At 71.4% G+C, this 231-nt stretch carries 1 protein-coding gene; it reads left to right on the forward strand.

Going from position 1 to position 231, the window contains the following annotated elements; translation table 11 throughout:
- A partial coding sequence (locus FS767_RS22695; RefSeq protein WP_256674317.1) for a SulP family inorganic anion transporter occupies window positions 1-231 on the forward strand: 231 nt, incomplete at both ends.

Raw genomic sequence — 231 nt, forward strand, 5'->3', positions numbered from 1 at the left:
CTTCACCCGCCTGGGCGCCTGGTTCCGCGTCACCTCGCCCGCCGTCGTCTACGGCATGCTCGCCGGCATCGGCATCCTCATTGTGCTCTCGCAGCTGCACGTGATGCTGGATGCCAAGCCGGCGGCCTCGGGCCTGTCCAACCTGCTGGCCTTCCCCGGCGCCGCCCTCACCGCGGCAAGCCAGTGGAACGGCAGTGGCAGCGGCGCCCAGGCGGCGCTGATCGGTCTGCT

Origin of the sequence: Pseudomonas sp. DE0010, assembly GCF_007680745.1 — a bacterium.
Classification (GTDB): Bacteria; Pseudomonadota; Gammaproteobacteria; order Pseudomonadales; family Pseudomonadaceae; genus Aquipseudomonas; species Aquipseudomonas parafulva_B.